The sequence below is a fragment of the Delftia sp. WSY_7 genome (assembly GCF_043104845.1).
Classification (GTDB): Bacteria; Pseudomonadota; Gammaproteobacteria; order Burkholderiales; family Burkholderiaceae_C; genus Comamonas; species Comamonas tsuruhatensis.
In genome coordinates this window covers 426749-444832 of record NZ_JBICLB010000033.1, presented here as the reverse complement: position 1 = coordinate 444832, position 18084 = coordinate 426749, and the positions used below count along the sequence as shown (strand labels likewise).

At 63.7% G+C, this 18084-nt stretch carries 24 protein-coding genes; 12 read left to right on the top strand and 12 right to left on the bottom strand.

The features are described from left to right. Positions 1–71: 71 nt before the first annotated feature. The 3 genes from ACF8ME_RS14150 to ACF8ME_RS14140 all read right to left on the bottom strand — a co-directional run bounded on the left by ACF8ME_RS14150 (position 72) and on the right by ACF8ME_RS14140 (position 1639). A complete protein-coding gene (locus ACF8ME_RS14150) occupies positions 72–863 on the bottom strand; it encodes a hypothetical protein (protein ID WP_392417035.1) in 792 nt (263 codons plus the stop codon). After that, positions 860–1369, bottom strand: a complete 510-nt coding sequence (locus tag ACF8ME_RS14145; RefSeq protein ID WP_392417033.1) for a hypothetical protein — start codon at positions 1367–1369, stop codon at positions 860–862. The genes ACF8ME_RS14150 and ACF8ME_RS14145 overlap by 4 nt, the downstream gene beginning before the upstream one ends. A 111-nt stretch (positions 1370–1480) precedes the next feature. Continuing rightward, entirely contained in the window at positions 1481–1639 is a 159-nt protein-coding gene (locus ACF8ME_RS14140; protein ID WP_392417030.1) for an Arc family DNA-binding protein, read from the bottom strand. An 89-nt stretch (positions 1640–1728) separates the two neighbouring features. Between ACF8ME_RS14140 and ACF8ME_RS14135 the strand changes: the two genes are divergently transcribed. Further along, on the top strand, positions 1729–2289 hold the full coding sequence (locus tag ACF8ME_RS14135; protein WP_392417029.1) for a TraY domain-containing protein: 561 nt from the start codon (positions 1729–1731) through the stop codon (positions 2287–2289). A gap of 248 nt (positions 2290–2537) precedes the next feature. Here ACF8ME_RS14135 and ACF8ME_RS14130 read toward each other — a convergent pair whose 3' ends face one another. The 7 genes from ACF8ME_RS14130 to ACF8ME_RS14100 form a co-directional block, all read right to left on the bottom strand. Next, complete coding sequence (locus ACF8ME_RS14130; protein WP_392417027.1) at positions 2538–2759, bottom strand: hypothetical protein; 222 nt, start codon at positions 2757–2759, stop codon at positions 2538–2540. Beyond that, a complete protein-coding gene (locus ACF8ME_RS14125) occupies positions 2756–3544 on the bottom strand; it encodes a hypothetical protein (protein ID WP_392417025.1) in 789 nt (262 codons plus the stop codon). The genes ACF8ME_RS14130 and ACF8ME_RS14125 overlap by 4 nt, the downstream gene beginning before the upstream one ends. A gap of 8 nt (positions 3545–3552) precedes the next feature. Then, positions 3553–4197 (bottom strand): hypothetical protein, encoded by a 645-nt coding sequence (locus ACF8ME_RS14120; RefSeq protein ID WP_392417022.1) that lies wholly within the window; start codon positions 4195–4197, stop codon positions 3553–3555. Continuing rightward, on the bottom strand, positions 4194–4682 hold the full coding sequence (locus ACF8ME_RS14115; protein ID WP_392417020.1) for a hypothetical protein: 489 nt from the start codon (positions 4680–4682) through the stop codon (positions 4194–4196). The genes ACF8ME_RS14120 and ACF8ME_RS14115 overlap by 4 nt, the downstream gene beginning before the upstream one ends. A gap of 15 nt (positions 4683–4697) precedes the next feature. Continuing rightward, positions 4698–4883 (bottom strand): hypothetical protein, encoded by a 186-nt coding sequence (locus ACF8ME_RS14110; RefSeq protein WP_392417018.1) that lies wholly within the window; start codon positions 4881–4883, stop codon positions 4698–4700. Beyond that, complete coding sequence (locus ACF8ME_RS14105; RefSeq protein ID WP_244387340.1) at positions 4880–5350, bottom strand: hypothetical protein; 471 nt, start codon at positions 5348–5350, stop codon at positions 4880–4882. The genes ACF8ME_RS14110 and ACF8ME_RS14105 overlap by 4 nt, the downstream gene beginning before the upstream one ends. Before the next feature lie 154 nt (positions 5351–5504). Beyond that, the gene (locus tag ACF8ME_RS14100) at positions 5505–6185 is read right to left on the bottom strand and encodes a LexA family transcriptional regulator (RefSeq protein WP_244387337.1); all 681 of its coding nucleotides are present in this window, start codon (positions 6183–6185) and stop codon (positions 5505–5507) included. 52 nt (positions 6186–6237) lie between these two features. On the opposite strand from ACF8ME_RS14100, the gene ACF8ME_RS14095 reads away from it, so the two are divergent. Next, complete coding sequence (locus ACF8ME_RS14095; RefSeq protein WP_244387334.1) at positions 6238–6510, top strand: YdaS family helix-turn-helix protein; 273 nt, start codon at positions 6238–6240, stop codon at positions 6508–6510. Positions 6511–6531: 21 nt separating this feature from the next. Here the strand turns inward: ACF8ME_RS14095 and ACF8ME_RS14090 are convergent, their stop codons facing one another. After that, on the bottom strand, positions 6532–6753 hold the full coding sequence (locus ACF8ME_RS14090; RefSeq protein ID WP_392417015.1) for a hypothetical protein: 222 nt from the start codon (positions 6751–6753) through the stop codon (positions 6532–6534). Between the two features lie 142 nt (positions 6754–6895). Here ACF8ME_RS14090 and ACF8ME_RS14085 point away from each other — a divergent pair, with 142 nt between their 5' ends. The 6 genes from ACF8ME_RS14085 to ACF8ME_RS14060 are packed head-to-tail and all read left to right on the top strand — an operon-like array spanning position 6896 to position 11962. Beyond that, a complete protein-coding gene (locus tag ACF8ME_RS14085) occupies positions 6896–7291 on the top strand; it encodes a hypothetical protein (RefSeq protein ID WP_392417014.1) in 396 nt (131 codons plus the stop codon). A gap of 56 nt (positions 7292–7347) precedes the next feature. Beyond that, entirely contained in the window at positions 7348–8367 is a 1020-nt protein-coding gene (locus ACF8ME_RS14080) for a DUF1376 domain-containing protein (RefSeq protein WP_392417012.1), read from the top strand. Continuing rightward, entirely contained in the window at positions 8345–9034 is a 690-nt protein-coding gene (locus ACF8ME_RS14075) for an ATP-binding protein (RefSeq protein ID WP_392417009.1), read from the top strand. Before ACF8ME_RS14080 ends, ACF8ME_RS14075 begins: the two co-directional genes overlap by 23 nt. Then, positions 9028–10464, top strand: coding sequence for a replicative DNA helicase (locus tag ACF8ME_RS14070; RefSeq protein ID WP_392417007.1), 1437 nt, complete (start codon positions 9028–9030; stop codon positions 10462–10464). The genes ACF8ME_RS14075 and ACF8ME_RS14070 overlap by 7 nt, the downstream gene beginning before the upstream one ends. Then, positions 10461–10940, top strand: a complete 480-nt coding sequence (locus ACF8ME_RS14065; RefSeq protein WP_392417005.1) for a hypothetical protein — start codon at positions 10461–10463, stop codon at positions 10938–10940. Before ACF8ME_RS14070 ends, ACF8ME_RS14065 begins: the two co-directional genes overlap by 4 nt. Positions 10941–10942: 2 nt before the next feature. Further along, positions 10943–11962: a hypothetical protein gene (locus ACF8ME_RS14060; RefSeq protein ID WP_392417002.1), complete on the top strand. Its 1020-nt coding sequence runs from the start codon at positions 10943–10945 to the stop codon at positions 11960–11962. A 95-nt stretch (positions 11963–12057) separates the two neighbouring features. Here ACF8ME_RS14060 and ACF8ME_RS14055 read toward each other — a convergent pair whose 3' ends face one another. Then, on the bottom strand, positions 12058–13086 hold the full coding sequence (locus ACF8ME_RS14055) for a hypothetical protein (RefSeq protein ID WP_392416999.1): 1029 nt from the start codon (positions 13084–13086) through the stop codon (positions 12058–12060). Positions 13087–13176: 90 nt separating this feature from the next. On the opposite strand from ACF8ME_RS14055, the gene ACF8ME_RS14050 reads away from it, so the two are divergent. From ACF8ME_RS14050 to ACF8ME_RS14035, 4 genes are read left to right on the top strand one after another with little or no spacing between them, the layout of a single operon-like run. Then, complete coding sequence (locus ACF8ME_RS14050) at positions 13177–14157, top strand: terminase small subunit (RefSeq protein WP_392416997.1); 981 nt, start codon at positions 13177–13179, stop codon at positions 14155–14157. Beyond that, positions 14154–15749 carry a terminase gene (locus tag ACF8ME_RS14045; RefSeq protein WP_392416994.1) on the top strand — a complete coding sequence of 532 codons (1596 nt, stop codon included), beginning with the start codon at positions 14154–14156 and terminating at the stop codon, positions 15747–15749. Before ACF8ME_RS14050 ends, ACF8ME_RS14045 begins: the two co-directional genes overlap by 4 nt. Before the next feature lie 2 nt (positions 15750–15751). After that, positions 15752–17854: a genomic island protein gene (locus tag ACF8ME_RS14040; RefSeq protein ID WP_392416991.1), complete on the top strand. Its 2103-nt coding sequence runs from the start codon at positions 15752–15754 to the stop codon at positions 17852–17854. Between the two features lie 27 nt (positions 17855–17881). Next, complete coding sequence (locus tag ACF8ME_RS14035; RefSeq protein ID WP_244387309.1) at positions 17882–18064, top strand: hypothetical protein; 183 nt, start codon at positions 17882–17884, stop codon at positions 18062–18064. The last annotated feature ends 20 nt before the right edge of the window (positions 18065–18084 follow it).

The window sequence follows — 18084 nt, the reverse complement described above, 5'->3', positions numbered from 1 at the left end:
GGGGCGGGGCGCAGCGGCCGGCTGCTGGATGCGGGGCGTTGCCCGAGTCCGGGCCTTTGCAACGGCGGTGCTCATTGAAGATCCTCCAGCTTCGAAGTGTTCGCGCCTCGATACAGCATGTGCTTCATGTCCAGCACGCGCAGTGCGTCTTCGTCAATGAAACTCATCAGGATGCTGTTCAGGTCCCGGATGCGCGTGCCATAGCAGCGCAGCAGGGCAGTGATGCGTGTGAAGTTCACAGCCTCATCGTCCAGTTCGTCGCCCATCAACGTGACGGCATCCGCCAGACCCTGGATGTCATAGGAGCAATCGAGGGCGAAGAGGCGGATGGTTTCGAGAGGCGACTTGCCAGCGCCCTGTTGTGCGGGTCGGGCTTCAGCTTGAGCGCCCACCATGGAGGCGCCCTGGATCGTCGCAAGCGCCCGCAGCTGCGGCAAGTCCTGGCTGGTGTAGGCCTCCTCCAGTGCCTTTGTGAGTGCCATGGCGTGGCCGGCGGCCAGCATGCAGTGAACAGTCAATCCCACTGCAGCGGGATTTCGTTCTCTTGCTTCGGCAATTGCGCTATCCAGGAGGGTGTAGCCCAGGCGCAGCTGTCCCAGCATATCGGCCGGCATGTCATCGATGCCGGCTTCGAAGTCCGTGTCGTACACATGCCGGAAGAGCAGAGCGGCGTCTTGCAGCGACTTGATGCGCCAATGGTCCGACAGCCTCTCGGCTGCGCGGGCCATCTCCGCGATGTTGCAAATCACTATGGCTGCATCACGGCAGAGCGTTTCGGCTTCTGACTTGGGCGCTGTTTTCTGCGCGGCAACCGGGGCAGATGTGGTCCGGCGTGCATTGGGTTTGAGGGCTGCCGTGCTCATTCGTACCTCCAAGCGGTGCTGTTGACGGGCTTGAGGACCTCGGTAATCTCGCCCAGCACTTTGATTCGAGCGCGCAGGTCTTCATCGACTTCGCGCCAGTCCCCTCGGTTGCTGTCGTTCACCCAAAGCGCGCTGGTCCCGCACGGAGTGGGCTTGAGCTGGAACTTGCGGGCACCGTGCCATGGAGGGGAATGGGGATAGCTGACGACCACAAGGTAGAGGCCGTCGTAGCGGATCTCGCGTCGCTCGAAGTTCACCTCGATGACATCGCCGCGCCCGATCTCCGGATAGAGAAGGGTGTTGGTGATCCACAGTCGCTGCAGCCCCATGAAGCAGTCCAGCTGCGAGGGCTCGGCGATGGGCTCTACGAGCTTCGCCGGGAGGGACCAGTCGCCCGTCGTTTGGGCGCCAGAGCATTGTTCCTGGGCGCAGCGGGGTGCTGCGACAACGGCTTGGGCATGGCCCGGCCTTGCGCCCGTAGCTGGGCGCGCGATAATCGCGTTCATGATTCGGTTTCCTGGGAAGGGTTCGGATCTAGAAGCCCTGAAGCGCTCTCACCTGCTTCGGGGCTTCGCCTTTTTTGGCCTGCTTCGGCCAGGGGGGCGGGTGTGGGGTGGTCACTGGTTGGTGCCCTTCTCCTGGCGGGCTCTGCTCTCCTCAAGGCGGTGCACTACCTCGGCCGTAAGGCTGCGCCGGGCCGTCTCCGCCTGTTCTTGCAACCAGGTCTTTAGTGCAGCGGGCAGACGCACATTAGTCTGGACTTCGCTTTGTGCCATAGCTTTTCCTTTCATGTAGCACTTTGCTTGGATGTCAATGTAGCAGTCTGCTTGGTTGCGTGCAAGCACTTTGCTTGGATAATCGCGGCATGGCCTCTGATGACGTACAAACCAACCTTCGCCTGTCGGCTGATCTCAAGGATCGGCTGGTGGCCTCTGCAGCCAAGAACAATCGTTCTTTGAGCGCTGAGGTTTCCTCTCGGCTCGAGGAATCTTTTGCTCCCAACCTTGACGCGGTCAGCGTGATGGACTGGATACGCCTGACCGGGGTAATCGGTCGCTTGGCTGCGTACATTGATGAACGCAGATATGAGACCGGCGCCGATGCGAGCACGGCCGCTATGGCCTCCGCAGTGGCGCATGCCGACTTCGAGAAGATTCAGGCCTCCTTGGCGGAGGATCTGGACCGCCCTGCAGACGACGAAAGCGTGCGCGACTTCGCCACGACCATATGGCGCGCGGGTGTGGCCAGTCTGTACGCCAGCAAAGGCATGTCGCCACCCACGCACCCCAAGGCAACGACCTACGAATACCGTCGCAGAACCCATCTTCCACCCTATGAAATCGTGGAGTCTGGCAATGCGGTGGAGATGGGCAGCGCGGAGAAGCCGGCGCCTGCTGCGAAGCGGACTCGCAAGCCCAAGGCCTGACGCCAGGCGCCGACGAATTTCGTCGCCACCTCGCGTGGTGCAGCTTCCAGGCTCGAACCTGGGAACCCCAGCCCGAGGTAATACGTCGGCTTGGTTCATGGCCTGCTGCTGGGTGTTCCGACGAATTTCGTCGCAACCCGTCTGGACCTTTTCCCCAGAATTGGTGAAAAGTCCATGGAGATGGTGCAGATCTGCACCATGAACAAAATCAACAGCTTGGACCGTTGTGGAAATCACAATAGTTGCCATCACTCCACCGCCTTCGGCCAGCGGCGCAGGCGCTTCAGCGTGCGGCTGTGGGTCATGACGCGGTAGACGGCCAACACACCGCCCAGATTGCGCAGCACGATGTAGTCGAAGCCGCCGGCCGTGGCCGGGCCGCTCAGGTCGGCCGCCGGCTGCAGTGCGCCTGGCTTGCGCAGGTGGAACGCGATGGCGCGTGTGGTGAGGTCGTTCAGCTCGTTGCTCATGCCCAGCCTCCCGAGATCAGATTGCGGATGATGTCCGGGCCTTCGGCGCGGTCGGCTGCGTCGCGCTCCTCCAGGTGTTCAAACACAGCCAGGGCCTCGGCTTTGGTGCGCGGCTTGATCTGGGCGAGCTGCCGAAAGCAGAAATCGGCATGTTCCTGGAATTCCGGCCAGTGGTCGCCAGCCATGTCCACGCTGGCCTGGCGAAGTCGATAGAGGGCGCTCTCGTACTCCCGGGCGTGCAGGCAATCAGCCAGCGTTGACGGCACGAGCGCCGGATGCTTCAAGAAGCGCGCGTCTGCCTTGTCCGCGTCGTATTCCCAAGAGGAGCCCTTCTTTTTTCGCAGGCCCCTCAGCGCGGTCTTGCACGCTGCTTCAGACGGCGTGTCGGCGAAAAGGCCATCCACAGTGCCGAAGCGGGACATTGCCTCATCCTTCCGCGCTTGCCGTTGCAGCGTGTTCTCGGCCAGCGACTCTAGGTTGGCGAAACCGAAGGTCATCAGCACAGCCGCGAAGTGGCCATTGGAGACGCGGGCGACGTACTGGCGGTACCGGTCCTCAAGGTCTTTGGAAGGGGTCTTGATCTGCTTGAAGGCCAGCAGTGCCTTGTCGATCAGGGCCGGATGGGCGGTCTTGATGCAGTCGCGCAGCCAGAGGACTGCATCCAGCTCGCGATCGCCGGTCTCGTTCTTGGGTGCCGGCGTTTCGGGTATCGAGAGGGCGGTGCTTGTGCTGGTCTGCATTGGCGGCAGCGTGAAAAGCGCCCGGAATGCTTGGTTGTCTTGCATGGCAGGCCTCACTGCAGGGTGTGAACGTTGCCGGCGATCTCGAACAGGTCGCCATGCTCCGCGACGAAGCGGGGCACGTCCTCGTCAGGGATGCCGAAGACCTTGGCGATCTGGTGAGCACTGAAAACCGGGCAGCCTGCGTCATCGACCAAGCGAGCCTCTGGCAGCAGTCCGAGCTCCTGAGCTTTCGCCCAGGCGGCTTCCTGCAGCTCCGGCGGTGCGTATTCCATAGCCTGTCGCACCCATGCTCGGTAAGCGGGCATGCGCCGCGCCTCTTCGCCGTAGATGGTGCGCAGCGCTTCGAGGCCTTCGCTTGCCTCCATGAACTTCGTGTGGCCGACAGCAGCCATGAACAGCCCGGACTGGGCCAGGGCTTCGCGGAAGTCTTCGTCGGACATGGCATGGGCAAACTGCATTGCCAGGGGGCGTAATTGAGCCGGCGGCGCGCCATCTCGCGCCGCTTGCTGGAAGCGGGCAATGCTGTCCTTCGGGACGGAATCGATAGCGTGCAGCTTCTCCATCAGCGCCTCGAAGGCGTTGCGCAGCTGACGGCTGGCGGCAAGATCCTCTTCGTCCTGCTCCGAATGAAAGGCATTGGCGGCGATGGTGTACAGGATGGCCACCTTCAGCTCATCGTTGCTTGGCAGATTCATGCTGCCTCCCGCTCGAACTGCTCCAGGCGCAGCTGGAAGGTGACGGACTGCTCGGTGGCAGCGGCCACGTTGAATCGCAACCAGGAACGGACCGCGGCCAGCTCGATGGGCGACAGGTCGGCGTGCGCGACCCAGACCACCTCGCCGCCACGGATGACGGGATAGGTCTGGCCCTCGGCCTCGAAGGCGATGTCGTGGGACGCAAGGTCGCGGACCCGGGGCACCAGCGGCAGGAAGTGCTGGTCCAGCGCGTTCGCGGCGATGGTGAGGCATTCCAGCGCGGCCTTGCCGCCCAGGTATTCGGTCGAAATCGTGCCGTTCTGCCATTCCGCTTCCACGTTCAGGGCGCGTGCGGTGATGCGCTCCAGGATCTCGCGCGGCACGGTGGCCAGGTCCAGCGCCATGACGGGACCGTCGGCTGTGAAGGATGTGAGCAGGGTGGGGTGGCCGGGGCAGGTGGCCACGCTGAGCATTGCTTCGGGCATTTCAGCTCCTGTGGGTTAAAGGCGTTGACGGGCGGCGCGCTCCACTTCGGCGCGGCGGTCCAGGTGCTTTCGACGCTGGCTGCTCAGGTGGTTGCGCCACAACAGGCCGGCGGCCCAGCGCAAAGCCGCGATGGGCCCGGCGCCAGTGCTGCGGCGCATGACCATCAGGCGCCAGAGGCAGCGGATGGATTGGCGGCTCATGACGGGTCCGCCTGCTCGAGGCTGCTGCTGTCCAGCGCGGCGCCGAGTGCGGCGGCCTGGGGTGGCAGAGAGGCGGGGGCATGGGCGGCCTGCAGCACGCCGTTCATCGCGCGGCGGACGCGGGCGGCGTGCTCGCGGCCCAGGCCATGCGCCAAGGCCAGCAGGCCGGCTTCCAGGGATTCGAGAGTGGGGGCCCCGGCAGGGCCCAGCAGATCTGCCGGTGCGTGGCAGTCCAGCGCAGTGGGCACGGCGGAATGCACGCGGCCGCTCTCGCCCTCGGCTTCGCACCAGGTGGCCAGGACGCGGGCTTGAGCGGCCCATTCTTGGGCCATCGTCGCCTGGGTCCTGAGCAGGGCGGCAGCACTCGGCCAGCGACGGCCTTGGATGGCATCAGCCGCCAGTGCGCATTGCTGGCTGTGCTGTTGGGGTGCCGCCTTGAGGATGGCAGCGATCTCTGTGGTGGGCATCTTCACTCCATGCGCCGGTGAACAAGGCGCTGATAGAAGTATGCTTCATGCATAACTTTTTCGTCAAGCAGTTTGCATAACTGATATGCGACGTGCTTTCGTCAGGGCATAAAAATGGCCACCGATCAGGTGGCCGATTCCACAAAGTCCGGGCCTACTCCTTGACCCACTTCCCGATGACCACGCCGCAGATGGACGCGTTCCCGTTGATCTCCATGTACCGGGGCTTCCAGTCCGGATTGATGGCCTTCAGCATTCGTCTGCCGTCTTCCTCGATGAGCTGCTTGAAAGTCGCCTTTTGCTGGTCGTCGAGGCGGACCACCACGCGGTCGCCATGCTGGGCGTCTTTTGTGGGGTCCACAAAAATGATGTCGCCTGACCTGTAGCTGTGCCTGGCTGAAGGGTCATACATGCTTTCCCCCTCCACTTCAAGACAGAAGGTCCCCCGGCCATGCCGAACCGGGCACGGCAGCCAGTCGAGCGCATCGCCGGGCTGAAGACTGTCCACCATGTCGCACCACTCCCCGGCTTGCACAAAGGAGATGAGCGGCACAAGGCCTTGTACCGCCGGCCCGGCCACGACATTGGGCGCTTCCACGGGCTGGTCGAGCCATCCAGCGGGTTTGCCGTAGGCCTCTTCGATCCGGGCGGCCAACTTATCCCCAAGACCTCTCCCGCCGTTCTGGATGGCGCTCAGGTAGGACTTGGGCGATCCGATCGCCCTGGCGACCTCGGCCTGTCCGCCGTTTTCATCGATCAGCACGCTCAGCCAGTGCCGTCGGCGCTCCATGCGTGGATTTTCTTTTTCCATGCGCACATGGTAAGCGTATTGCATAACTCTTGGGTATGCAGTACGCTTCGGGTGTCGTTCAGCATTTTGTATAACCATGAACCTACGCTCCTTTCTCGACGCGCAGCCGCGCGGCTACCTCAAGCAGCTTGCCAAAACGCTGGGCGTGACATCTGTTTATCTCTCCCAACTGGCGGCAGGCCAGGGCGGCCGCGAGCCGAGCCCCGCGCTGTGCGTAGCCATCGAAGTGGCCACCGGACGCCAAGTGATGCGTTGGGATTTGCGCCCAAAAGATTGGCGCCAGATTTGGCCTGAACTCATCGCACAGGCTGGTGCGCCTGTCGTTGCAGAGGCCATTGCCCATGCGTGAGCGCCTTGCCATGGCCAGGGCTCAGAACGGCGAGCGCCGGCCGCGCTGCTGCTGGTGGTCTGCGTCCACAACGACCCGGCTGCCACGCGCCTTGATCACCAACTCGCCGGTAGACCAGGCCAGTTCCAAACGCGAGACGGTCATGACCTGCTCGCGTCGGCCTGTCGCCGGGTTGATGTTCTCGCTGAACGCAGTGTGCGAGGAGCGGTGGAAGGGCGTGACGGCTGCGGATTGGTTGTTCATGTCTGCGATTCGGTTGAGCTGTTTTTCAGCGGTGACCGAATCGTCTTTTTTTTGCCCCGAAAAAGCACCCCTCACGTCCCCTCAGATTGAGGAGGGTCGAGGGGTGAAAAGAAAACTGCAGAAAAATCAATAGGTTAACGCCATGAAGTCCATTTATGAAGACGAGTACGACGCGCTGGCTCAAATGATCGCCAATAGCGAAAAGTCGGCAAAGGAACTGGCCGTTTATCTGTTCCCGCACATGAAGCTGGAATCGGCACACGCGCGCTTGCGCGCCTGCATGAATGCTGAAAAGGACGAGCGCCTGACGTTCGGCCAGATCATCGCGGCCATGCGGTTCTGCGGCCGGTACGACCCGCTCATGTACGCCTGCGACGAGACGCTGCATGCCCGGCCTGACCGCAAGGCGCCAGAGGACCAGGCGGCGCGCATCGCCGAATCCATCGACAGCGCCACGGCCACGCTGAACCAGGCCCTCAAGGCGCTGGCAGCCCTGCAGGCGCACAGCGGTGGCCAGGGCGCGAGGGCCGCTGGATGACTGATGGCCCAGGAAAAGGGAACTCGAACACCATGAGCGCAGATCTACCCCCGCCCATGACGCCGCCTGACTGCAACCTGCGCGGCCTGCCATGGATGCCCCTGGAGACCGGGCGCCTGCTCGACTCCGACCTGTTTCTGCTCAGCACTGGGGACGAGTTCAAGGCCGCCGTGGCCTTGTGGTGCAAGAGCTGGAACCAGATTCCTGGCGGCAGCCTGCCCAGCGATGAGCGCCTCCTCGAAGCGCTGTCCGGATCTCGCAGCTGGAAGAAGGTGCGCGACATGGCCATGCGCGGCTGGGTGAAGTGCTCAGACGGCCGCCTCTATCACCCCGTGATCGCTGATTTGGCGGTCCAGGCCTGGGACGGCCGGCAGGTTCATATGGAAGGCGTGGATTCGAAAAAGGTCCGCCAACAACGTTGGAGAGAGCAATTGAAGGAGCTGTCAGCGCGCCTGCGAGACGCTGGCGTGACGCCTCCCGCCAATCCGACAAAGGCAGAACTGGAGCGTCTCATCGCTCTACATGTAGACGGTCATGTAGACGCTCAACCGTCTACCAAAGCGTCTCGCGCACCGTCTACCAGAGACGCGACTGAGATGGCTAATAAGGGAGAGGGACAGGGAGAGAGACAGGGAGAGTTAATACCTCCCGTACCTGACGGTACGGCCCCTCCATCCGGCGTCTCCAGCCATGGCGCGGCTCCTGGCGACGGAACCCGCAAGCGCAGCAGTGGCGAGGCAACACGGCCCGAAGACGTGCCCGAAAAGGTCTGGCAGGACTATCTGGCCTTGCGGAAGAAGCATCGCGCACCCCTGACCGACACCGCACTGGACGGCATTGCCCGAGAGGCCGCGACGGCCCGCATCACCCTGACCCGGGCGCTTGAGGTCTGCTGTGAAGCGGGATGGCGAGGCTTCAACGCGAGCTGGTACGCCAAGCGAATCGGCGATGACCGTGGGCCGTCTGGTGGCCACGGCCAGCCCCGAAGCAATGCCGGCCGCCACAGCGGCTTCACCCATGAACACAGCGATTACTACGACCAAGGTGTCCCGGATGACGGATCAATTCCAGCATGAGCGCGATGAGCGCATTGCCGCAGCGATGCGTGAGCAAAAAGAGGCAGAACGGAAGGATCGGCTGAGCAGCCGGATGGCACGCAGTGGCCTGGTGGGCCGGATGCTGGAGTGCTCGTTTGCCAACTATCGCCCGTTCCATCCCGGCCAAGCGGATGTGCTGGCCGCGTGCCGCAAGTTCGCCGAGGAGAACGACTTCCGCTCGGGTGGTGGCCTGTGGATGATCGGCCCGGTGGGTACGGGTAAAACCCACCTCGGCTGCGCCATGGTGAACCACGTCATCCACGAGCGTGACCTGGGCGCCCGGATCCTCAGCAGCCGGCAGATCGTGCGCATGCTGCGCGCTACGTGGGGCAGCAGCGGGTTCCAGGCCAGTTCCTGGGACCGGCCGGAGACCGAGAGCGAGCTGATCGCGAGCCTCGGCAGCGATGCTCTGCTGGTCATCGATGAAGTCGGGGCCAGCATGGGCACGGACGCAGAGCGCCTGCAGCTGTTCGAGGTGATCGACAGTCGCTACGCCATGCAGCGGCCCACGGTGCTGCTATCCAACCTGGCGATCAACGACATCAAGGCCTCGGTCGGCGAGCGCTCGTTCGACCGGCTGCGCGAAGGAGCGAAGGCGCTGAAGTGCAACTGGCCCAGCCACCGCGGGGGCGCTGTCGAATGCTGATAGACGAGTTTCCAGCCGACGAGAAGGACCGCGCAGAATTGCGCAGTCGTCCCACCGAGCGCCGCATGCCTGCCAGCGTGGCCTCGGAAGCCGCGCTCCTGGGCGGCCTGATGCTGGACCCGGAGGCGTGGGCAGCGCTGCCTGAGCTGGACGCCATGGCGTTCTATGCGCCCATGCACCGCGAGGTGTTCCGTGCCGTCCGGGCCCTGGCCACGGCTGGCGCGCCCACGGATCCGGTGTCGGTCTTCGAGGAGCTGCGGCGCCAAGAGGCAGAGACCACGCTGCCGCAGCTGACCGACCTCGCACAGTTCCTGCCGGGCCAGGCCAGCATGCGGCGCTACGCCGACGAGATCCTGGACCAGCACCGCCTGCGGCAGCTGATCCAGGCCGGCACGGCCATGGTGGACGCGGCCATGGAGCCCGGCGCCCTGGCTGCGGCCGAGATCGACAAGGCCCAGATGCTGCTGGCCCAACTGGCCACCAGCCGGGGCCGGCGCGGCCCCAGGCGCATCAGCGATTCCGTGACCGAGTACCTGGTGCTGCTGCAGGAGCTGAGCGACGGGCGCAACCCGGCCATGGCCACCGGTATCCGGGGCCTGGACAAGTTGCTGAACGGCGGCCTGCGCCGCGGCGAGCTCCTGGTACTGGGCGCGCGGCCCAAGCACGGCAAGACCGCGCTGGCCCTGGCCATCGCCCGGCACCTGGCCCTGCGCCAGAGCGTGCTGTTTCTGAGCCAGGAGATGCCCATCGCGCAGCTGATGCACCGGCACACGGCGGCGGCCGCTGCCTTCGACCTCAGCCGCATCCTGGCCGCCGATCCCCAGGACGCGGACATGTGGCCGGCGGTGACGGCGGCAGCCCACCACCTGGAGCGGCTGCACCTGCACCACGACGACCAGACCAGCCTCACGCTGGGCGACATCCGGCGCAAGGCCCTCAAGGTCAAGCGCGAGGCCGGCCTGGACGTGATCTTCGTGGACTTCCTCCAGCGCATGGCTGCATCCGAGAAGGACAACCGCTCGCGCGACCTGGACCTGATCGTGAACGGCATCAAGGACCTGGCCATGGACCTAGACATGGCGGCCGTGGTGCTGAGCCAGATGAACCGCAAGGCCGACGAGACCTATGGCCGGCCCAACATGTCCCACCTGCGCGAGTCGGGCGCCATCGAGGCTGCTGCCGACCAGATCGCGCTGCTGTTCACGGACTGGGCGCACCCGCAGAGCAAGCGTCTGCCCGAGCTGCAGGGCTACAGCGAGCTGGAGATCGTGGCCCACCGCAACGGCCCCCAGGGCCTGGTGCCGCTGCGCTTCATCGGCCGCCACCAGCACATCACCGATTGGGACGGGCCTCTCCCGCGCCGCATGGCCGCCGGCCCGTCCACCCCTGTTTCCAAGCACTGGCAAGACCGCGAAAAGGAGCAACCATGACCAGGACCCCTACCAATCCTGCTGACGCGCAAAAGCCTGCGCGCCCAGTCCATCCAACGCGGCAGCGAATACTGGACACGATTGAGGAGTTGGTACAGCAGAACCAGGTGGTCACACGAGAGACGCTGATGGAGCTGACAGGCCTGTCCTATCACGTCATCGACGATCACGTCAGCCGCATGGTCAGTGACGACGGCACCCTGCGCCGGGTACGGGCAGGCGTTTACGTGCCGTGTGAACCGCCGCCAGAGCCGCGCGCCGTGTCGGTGACAGACCTTCCGGATGGCACATCCCTTATCGAAATCGGGGAGCTGGTTGCGAGGGTCTACCCACGCGAGCGTCGGGCACTTGCCACTCGGCTTGCAGGGGACGCTATGCAGCTGAGCAATATCCAGAACGGAGAAAACGTAAATATGCTTCTAAACGAGGTCATGCGTGATCTGAAGAAGATGAAGCGCGATCGTCGGGGAGAATGAAAATGGGTAGAAATCATCTGTGGACGCCCGAAGAGATTGCATTGCTCGGCACGATGAGCGATGAGAAGATAGCTCATCTGGTGGGATTATCTGCAAAGACAGTTTTTATTGAGAGGAATGCGAGAAATATTCCGCCTAGTCAAATACATAATAAGCCGGTTATTGATGAATTTTGGACTTCTGAAAAGATAGCTTTGCTTGGGAAAGAACCAGATCTCAACATAGCAAAGAAGTTTGGTATAGGTAAATGCATAGTGAATATAAAGAGGCGGAAGCTTGGTATTCCGCCATATGATCGATTATCTGAAAGATGGACGCCCGAAGTAGTTGGGTTGCTTGGAACAATGTCCGACGCCAAGTTAGGGAAGTTGATTGGTGCAAATAGAAGAACTGTTAAAGCAAAACGAGAGAGCTTGGGGATACCTGCAAATCAGGGGAGGTGCCAGTGGACTGCGGAAAAGATTGATTTGCTGGGGACAGCTTCAGACTTTGAAATAAGCAAGCACCTTGGAATTAAAGAGGATACCGTTGCCTACGCGCGTCGAAGCAGGGGAATTGCGCGTTGGAAATCCGATACTTGGGCGGATGCGGTCTTGGCGCAGTTCGGGGTTATACCAGATGGCCAAATTGCTCTATTAGTTGGTAAATCCGTGAATGCGGTTATTCGCGCACGAAGAAAAAGAGGCATACCCAGCATGGGGCGGCCGAAGGCGAAGGCTGAGGAAAGCCTGGAGATCCTGGGAACAAAGCCGGACTCACAGATTGGCCGGGAGTTGGGAGTGAGCTTGCACGCAGTCTACAAGGTGAGAAAGGCTCACGGGATCACTGCGTATGCCAAGCGCAGGCCGTGGACGCCTGAGGAGGTAGCGCTGTTCGGCAAGCTGTCGGACGCGGAGATCGGGCGAAGGACCGGACGAACTAAGGCCGCCGTGAAATTAGAGCGAACTAATAGGCGCATCCCTGGGATCGATCCTGGAAAGGCGACATTTCTGAATCGGCTGGCGAAGGCCGGAAAGATCTGAGTCAGCGGGGCACAACGTGCCCCGTGTGGCACACTCGCTTGGCTCCTGGCGGAGGAGCGGCTGAAGAGGCATGCTACTGCTGTGCCACCGTGGTGCTAAAAATAGTCTTTCAAAAACTGCCACGCAGAAACCAAGAGCGAAGCAAAGGCTATCCAAAGTGATATCCGAACATTGCTCTGCGCTTTGCTTGCATCTGCTTTGGCCTCTGCTACTTGTTCTTCTGAGATTTCCACACTGCGACGCAAAAGCGCCAATTGCTCCTGTTCCCGCCGCACTCTTTCGCGCTGGGGCTTGTGGATGGTTTCTTCTACGTATTTGGCGTGATCCATCTGCTGCTGAATGAAGTCGGCTTCGCGCTTGACTTGAAATTCTTTTGAATCTAAGGCTGGCACGTCAGTGATGGCCGAAAGCATTTGATCGGCTGCTTTCTGGATCGCCTCTGGGCTGTCTGGATATTGATCCTTGAAGAAATCGGCCGCATTTTTGGATAGGGCTGCGCCAGTGACGACGTCAGCCCAATCAGAAGGCGTGATGCCTGCGGCATGGCCCGCAGCCCAGTTCAAGCTTCGAAGAATTTCGCCTGCAGTCAACGCAGCGTGGTCTTCAGGGCGAAGACCAAACATGGCCGCAGCATCCTGTGGAGTGGTTCCCGCCGCCACTCTTCCAAGATTTTCTATGCCATGCTGCGCTTCGTATAGCGCTGCCGCTTTCTTTTCGAAGGTTTCCGCAGGATCGAACCCAGGCAGTGAAGTATGAAATGCAGTTGCCGCCGCGCTTTTTAGGTTCAAGGGGTCTGACATAGATTCAAGAGCCTTACGTCTGCTTTCGTCCGCATCGAATTGCCGGGCAATGAACTCTGAAACTGCCTTTTTCTGGTCGAAAGTGGAAAAGGCACCTTTGAGCGCTTCTTCATACGCAGTCAGATGGTTTTCGGATGGGAAGGCCGCGGCGAAGAGGTCTGGAAGATGACTGGCAGCATCTTCGCGCCGCAAATATGTTGCACCTTCGGACTGATCAGTCGATGGGGATACGGCACGCTTTGGTAGTGCAGCTAGAAGCTGGACCAAGCGTGTTATCGCTTCCGATTTGTTGGCGTCGTGTTGCGGCTTTTCCGAGTCCATCATCCCTGCCTCTGGTGGTGACTGTGTTTGCGCATTGTGTCATCACCCCTCTGGGGTTTCCATTCCGTCGCCACACCAGGAACCATCCTGGCTGTGGAAACCCCAGCTATCCCCCCATCTTCAAGCGCTCCCAATGCGGAGGGCGCGACACCGGCCAGCACCGATTGGACGGAGATCGAGCGCGTCTACCGCACCACGAACCAATCCCTGCGGGAGATCGCTGAAGCCCATGGGCTGACGCACTCTGCCATTGGCAAGCGCGCCCGGGCCAGTGGCTGGACCCGGCCTGACAAGCCCGGCGCCACGCCCAAGGAGATCGCCAAGCTGGATCCACGCCAGCAGCGCTTCGTCCGCGAGTACCTCATCGACCCCAACGGCACGCAGGCGGCCATCCGGGCGGGCTACAGCGCCCACACGGCCACGGTGCAGGCGTCGGACCTCTTGAGGAGACCTCACGTCCAGGATGCGATCCAGGCGGGCCAGAAGAAGCTGCAGGACAAGCTGGACATCAAGGCTGAGAACGTGGTGCGGCAGCTGGCCCTGATTGCCACCGCTGACCCCCGAGAGCTGATCGAGGTGCGTGTCGGCTGTTGCAGGTGCTGCCATGGCCAGGGCCACCGGTTCCAGCGCACCGAGCTGGAGATGGCCGAGGACCGCAAGCGCTGGGTCGCTGCGGGCAAGCCGGCGGAAGAATTCGACGAGCAGGGCGGGGCGGGGTACAGCCCCCACCTGCTGCCCCATCCCGAGTGCCCAGGCTGCGGTGGTTGCGGCGAGCCGCGCACGGTGCTGAAGGACACGCGCCACCTGAGCCAGCGCGCGGCCGCGCTCTATGCCGGCGCCAAGCAGACCAAGTACGGCGTGGAGATCCAGATGCACTCGCAGCTGGAGGCCTGGGAGAAGCTGGCCAAGAACCTGGGCCTGTACGCCCGGGACAACTACCAGCGCTCTGATCCGCTCTCGCTGCGCGACATGTCGGACGCTGAGCGCGCGATGCGCATGCAGCGTGTCCTGGCCGCCAACCCCGAGCTGATGTCCACTCTGGGCCTGGTGCTGGGCGGAGGGCTGCCCGAATGACGGCGCCTGCCATCCCCACCTCGGCGGAGATCCTGCGCCGCCTGAAGCTGCTGCCCGAGGCACAGCGCGCGCAGCTGGACAGCTTCCTGCGAGTCGCGGACCCGGGCATCTGGGTGCCCCAGCCCGGCCCGCAGACCATGGCCTACAACTGCCAGGCCGACATCCTCTTCTACGGCGGCGCGGCCGGCGGCGGCAAGACCGAGCTGCTGCTGGGCCTGGCCCTGACCGCGCAGGAGCACGCCATCATCTTCCGGCGCCAGGGCGTGCAGCTCAAGGGCCTGGTGACCCGCATGGCCAAGATCCTGGGCACGCGCGACGGCTACAACAGCCAGGACAAGCTCTGGCGCCTGCCTGGCGACCGCCTGCTCGAGCTGGGCAGCGTGAACGAGCCCGAGGACTGGGAGAAGTACGCCGGCCGCCCGCACGACGCGAAGCTCTACGACGAGATCTGCCACTTCACGGAGACGCAGTTCAGGACGCTCAACGCCTGGATGCGCACGGACAACCCGAAGGTGCGCCAGCGCATCGTCTGCGCCGGCAACCCGCCCACGGGCCCGGAGGGCGAATGGGTGAAGCGCTTCTGGGCGCCGTGGCTGGACCCGCGCCACCCGAACCCCGCCAAGCCCGGGGAGCTGCGCTGGTACATCTCCAACGAGAAGGGCGAGGACCAGGAGGTGCCTGGCCCGGAGCCCGTGATGGTGTCCGGCGAGCTGATGCAGCCCAAGAGCCGGACGTTCATCCCCTCGCGCGTGGATGACAACCTGTTCCTGATGGCGACCGGCTACAAGGCCCAGCTGCAGGCCCTGCCCGAGCCCCTGCGCTCCCAGATGCTGCGCGGCGACTTCAGTGCCGGCGCGGCCGACCCGGTGTGGCAACTGATCCCCACGGAGTGGATCAAGCTGGCCATGGCACGCTGGAAGGAGCCCGAGAAGAAGGGACCGATGACGGCCATGGGGTTCGACCCGTCGCGCGGCGGCCTGGACAAGTCCTCCGCAGCGCGGCGCCACGACCGCTGGTTCGACCGCTTGGTGACAGCGCCGGGCGTGGTGACGCATGACGGGCCCACAGCCGCGGGCTTCGTGACGCCCCTTGTGCGCGACGGCGCGCCCATCGCGGTGGACAGCATCGGCTGCGGCTCCAGCGCCTACGACTTCCTGGTGGGACTGGGACTGCATATCCATCCAGTGGTCGCATCCAACGCCAGCGAGCACATGGACAAGGCCGGCCAGCTGCACTTCCGCAACAAGCGCGCAGAGATGTACTGGCGCCTGCGTGAGGCCCTGGATCCGCACGGGCCCGAGCCCATCGCGCTGCCTCCAGACCCCGAGCTGGAGGGCGACCTGGCCGCACCCCGGTTCAAGGTCGTGACCATGGGCAAGGGCACGGCCATCCAGATCAACAGCAAGGACGAGATCCGCGAGGTGCTGGGTCGCTCCCCCGACAAGGGCGACAGCGTGGCCATGACCTTCGTGGACGACCTGCCGGCGCCCATCCCCCTGATCCCTGGCCATGGCCCGCGCCAGAGCCTGCAAGACCGTGTGCGCGCCATGGCGCGTGGTGGCCGCCGTGGCTGGGACCAATCAGCAGCATGACCATGAACAACACCATCTCCATCACCAGCAGCCTGGACGACGCGGCGCGTGCCAACTGGAACCGCTACCAGTACGGCAAGGACCGTGGGCACCTCGACTACCTGCCGCAGGCCCAGCGCTGCGAGGACATGTACATGGGCCAGGGCAAGCAGTGGACGCCCGGGGCGCGCGCGCAGCTGGAAGAGGAGCGCCGGCCCTGCTACGAGCTCAACGAGATCAAGCCCTCCATCAACGCGGCCATCGGCTACCAGATCCAGAACCGCGTGGACATCGCCTTCAAGCCGCGCGGCGGCGACGCGGACCTGGACCGCGCCACGATCTTGTCCAAGGTCGCCATGCAGGTGGCCGACATGGTGGGCCTGCACTGGCACGAAACCCAGGTCTTCAGCGACGGCGTGATCCAGCAGCGCGGGTACTTCGACCTGCGGATGTGCTTCGACGACAACGTCCTGGGCGAGATCGCCCTCAGCACGCTGGATCCTATGGATGTGATCCCGGATCCGGACGCCAAGAGCTACGACCCGGACCAGTGGAGCGATGTCATCATCACGCGCTGGCTCACCCTTGATGAGATCGAGCAGCTGTACGGCAAGGACGCGCGCAAGAAGGCCGAGGACAGCCACGACGGGGGCGTGGACTTCGGCGAGCTGGACGACGAGGAATCGCGCAGCAAGTTCGCGAGCCGCAACCGCCTGGGCGCCTACGACGCCGGTTCCGTGGCCGAGGATGGTCTGGTGCGCTACCGCATCATCGACCGCCAGCGCTGGGTCTTCGAGCAGACGGCCTGTATGGTCTGGCCCAACACCGGGGACGTGCAGATCGAGGAGCACATGGCGCCGGACTCCATCGAGGACGCGCTGGCCCAGGGCGCGGTGCGTGCCAAGCGCATGCGTCGCCGGGTGAAGTGGACCGTCACCACGCTGACCGCGACGCTGCACGACACCTTCAGCCCCTACGAGCATTTCACGGTGGTGCCGTACTTCGCCTACTTCCGGCGCGGCCGTACCGGCGGCATGGTGGATGACGCCATCGGCCCGCAGGAGATCGTCAACAAGGCGATGTCCCAGATCATCCATATCCTGAGCAGCTCGGCCAATGGTGGTTGGATCACGGAGCAGGGCAGCATCACCAACATGAGCCCCGACGAGCTGGAGATGCGCGGCGGCGCCACTGGGCTGCACATCGAGGTGAAGAAGGGAGCCAGGAAGCCGGAGAAGATCCAGCCCAACCAGGTGCCCTCTGGGATGGACCGCATCCTGGACCGGGCCAGTGGCGTGCTCAAGGACGTGACGGTGCCCGAGGCCATGCGCGGCATCGGCGGCGCCAACGAGCCCGGCATTGCCATCCAGTCCAAACAGTTCGCGGCGCAGCAGCAACTGGCCGTGCCGCTGGACAACCTGGCGTACACGCGCCGGCTGCTGGCCAAGCGAATCCTGAAGCTGATCCAGCGCTACTACGACAGCTACCGGGTGTTCCGTATCACCGAGACCGATCCGCTGACCGGCAAGCCCACGGACCAGACCCTGGAGATCAACCGCTTCGATCCCGGTACGGGCCGCTACTTGAACGACGTGACCATCGGCACCTATGACGTGGTGATCACGGAGCAGCCGGCCCAGGTCACCTTCGAGAACTCGCAGTTCAAGCAGGCACTGGAGATGAAGCAGGCCGGCGTGGCCATCCCGGATCCGACTCTGATCAAGCACTCCAACCTGGCCGACAAGCAGGAGATCCTGGCCAGCATGCAGGGCCAGCAGCCGCCGGTCGATCCGCGCGCCGAGGCACAGGCCCGGCTGATCGACGCCCAGGCCCGCAAGACCGATGCACAGGCCGTGGACGTGGCCATCAAGGCGCAGTACAGCGGCACGCAGGCTGCCCTGGAGATCGCGCGCAACCCGGGCGCGGCGCCCATCGCCGACTCCATGCTGCGCTCTGCCGGCTACGTGGACCGCGACGCCGGACCCATCGTGCCGCAGCCCGGCCAGGTGCTGCCGGGCCTGGATGCCCCACAGCGCAACACCGACCCGCTGACACCTGCCGGCCCCGCCAGTCCGGCGGCGGGCCAGGAGGCCGGCATCGAGCGACCCGGCCCGGACCTGGGCTGACACCACCACGAACTGAAGGAGAACCCCATGGCCAAGGCCAGCACCACATCCATCCCATCGGACGCCGACTGGCGCGCGGACGAAGACATGCGCACCCTGGCACGCGCCGAGGAGATCCGCAAGGACCCGAAGCGCCTGAAGGCCGCCCTGGCCAAGGCCAAGGAAAAGATCGCCGAGCTGCAGAACCTGCAGACCCCCGGCAAGAAGTGACCCACCAATCCACCACCGAA